Here is a 2,399-nt window from a genome sequence, read left to right on the forward strand (position 1 = left end):
AGTAGCACGCTCAAGACCCGAAGCGGAGTGATCTAGCCATGGGCAGGTTGAAGCGGAGGTAAGACTTCGTGGAGGACCGAACCCACCAGGGTTGAAAACCTGGGGGATGACCTGTGGTTAGGGGTGAAAGGCCAATCAAACTCCGTGATAGCTGGTTCTCCCCGAAATGCATTTAGGTGCAGCGTCGTGTGTTTCTTGCCGGAGGTAGAGCACTGGATAGGCGATGGGCCCTACCGGGTTACTGACCTTAGCCAAACTCCGAATGCCGGTAAGTGAGAGCGCGGCAGTGAGACTGTGGGGGATAAGCTCCATGGTCGAGAGGGAAACAGCCCAGAGCATCGACTAAGGCCCCTAAGCGTACGCTAAGTGGGAAAGGATGTGGAGTCGCAGAGACAACCAGGAGGTTGGCTTAGAAGCAGCCACCCTTGAAAGAGTGCGTAATAGCTCACTGGTCAAGTGATTCCGCGCCGACAATGTAGCGGGGCTCAAGCGTACCGCCGAAGTCGTGTCATTGCAGTACATACCCCCAACGGGGACTGTGATGGGTAGGGGAGCGTCGTGTGCCGGGTGAAGCAGCCGCGGAAGCGAGTTGTGGACGGTTCACGAGTGAGAATGCAGGCATGAGTAGCGATACACACGTGAGAAACGTGTGCGCCGATTGACTAAGGGTTCCTGGGTCAAGCTGATCTGCCCAGGGTAAGTCGGGACCTAAGGCGAGGCCGACAGGCGTAGTCGATGGACAACCGGTTGATATTCCGGTACCCGCTTTGAAACGCCCAATATCGAGCCCATTAATGCTAAGGCCGTGAAGCCGTCCCGGAGCCTTCGGGCAATGGGAAGTGGTGGAGCCGTCGACCCAAGGTGGTAGTAGGTAAGCGATGGGGTGACGCAGGAAGGTAGTCCAGCCCGGGCGGTGGTTGTCCCGGGGTAAGGGTGTAGGGCGTTGTGTAGGCAAATCCGCACGACATGAGCCTGAGACCTGATGCCGAGCCGATTGTGGTGAAGTGGATGATCCTATGCTGTCGAGAAAAGCCTCTAGCGAGTTTCATGGCGGCCCGTACCCTAAACCGACTCAGGTGGTCAGGTAGAGAATACCGAGGCGTTCGGGTGAACTATGGTTAAGGAACTCGGCAAAATGCCCCCGTAACTTCGGGAGAAGGGGGGCCACGTCTGGTGATCGGATTTACTCCGTGAGCTGGGGGTGGCCGCAGAGACCAGCGAGAAGCGACTGTTTACTAAAAACACAGGTCCGTGCGAAGCCGTAAGGCGATGTATACGGACTGACGCCTGCCCGGTGCTGGAACGTTAAGGGGACCGGTTAGCTGACTTTCGGGTTGGCGAAGCTGAGAACTTAAGCGCCAGTAAACGGCGGTGGTAACTATAACCATCCTAAGGTAGCGAAATTCCTTGTCGGGTAAGTTCCGACCTGCACGAATGGCGTAACGACTTCTCGACTGTCTCAACCATAGGCCCGGTGAAATTGCACTACGAGTAAAGATGCTCGTTTCGCGCAGCAGGACGGAAAGACCCCGGGACCTTTACTACAGTTTGATATTGGTGTTCGGTTCGGCTTGTGTAGGATAGGTGGGAGACTGTGAAGCGGCCACGCCAGTGGTTGTGGAGTCGTCGTTGAAATACCACTCTGGTCGTGCTGGATGTCTAACCTCGGTCCGTGATCCGGATCAGGGACAGTGTCTGATGGGTAGTTTAACTGGGGCGGTTGCCTCCCAAAGGGTAACGGAGGCGCCCAAAGGTTCCCTCAGCCTGGTTGGCAATCAGGTGTTGAGTGTAAGTGCACAAGGGAGCTTGACTGTGAGACCGACGGGTCGAGCAGGGACGAAAGTCGGGACTAGTGATCCGGCGGTGGCTTGTGGAAGCGCCGTCGCTCAACGGATAAAAGGTACCCCGGGGATAACAGGCTGATCTTCCCCAAGAGTCCATATCGACGGGATGGTTTGGCACCTCGATGTCGGCTCGTCGCATCCTGGGGCTGGAGTCGGTCCCAAGGGTTGGGCTGTTCGCCCATTAAAGCGGTACGCGAGCTGGGTTTAGAACGTCGTGAGACAGTTCGGTCCCTATCCGCTGTGCGCGTAGGAATATTGAGAAGGGCTGTCCCTAGTACGAGAGGACCGGGACGGACGAACCTCTGGTGTGCCAGTTGTCCTGCCAAGGGCATGGCTGGTTGGCTACGTTCGGGAGGGATAACCGCTGAAAGCATCTAAGCGGGAAGCCTGCTTCGAGATGAGTATTCCCACCTCCTTGAGAGGGTAAGGCTCCCAGTAGACGACTGGGTTGATAGGCCGGATGTGGAAGCCCAGTAATGGGTGGAGCTGACCGGTACTAATAGGCCGAGGGCTTGTCCTCAGTTGCTCGCGTCCACTGTGTTAGTTCTGAAGCAA

The 2,399-nt window shown here is 56.7% G+C and carries 1 rRNA gene; it reads left to right on the forward strand.

Annotated elements, in window-relative coordinates:
* Window positions 1–2,364 (forward strand): 23S ribosomal RNA (locus ACFW22_RS35765); the annotation flags it as partial.
* Between the last annotated feature and the right edge of the window lie 35 nt (window positions 2,365–2,399).

Source organism: Streptomyces sp. NPDC058872 (assembly GCF_042743065.1).
Taxonomy (GTDB): Bacteria; Actinomycetota; Actinomycetes; order Streptomycetales; family Streptomycetaceae; genus Streptomyces.